The sequence below is a fragment of the Leyella stercorea genome, assembly GCF_021531655.1.
Genome location: NZ_JADYUF010000135.1, coordinates 1 through 234 on the forward strand (window position 1 = coordinate 1; position 234 = coordinate 234).

Consider the following 234-nt stretch of genomic DNA (forward strand, 5'->3'; position numbering starts at 1 on the left):
ACATATTCACACAGCTCGTACTCATTCTTGCAACGAAAGGTTATGTAAGCCTCGACGTGGAGTATGTAGACGGTACGAAGATAGAGTCGAAGGCCAACAAGTATACGTTTGTCTGGCGTAAGACAGTTGAGCGTAACCGTGCCAGATTGATGGACAAGGTTAAGGCTCTGCTTGCCCAGGTTGACGACTGCATAGCACAAGACAATACCAAGACAGACGAAACGGTGGAATTCA

At 47.0% G+C, this 234-nt stretch carries 1 pseudogene; it reads left to right on the plus strand.

The features are described from left to right. A pseudogene (locus tag I6E49_RS14355) lies at positions 1–234 on the plus strand (IS5/IS1182 family transposase); the annotation flags it as partial.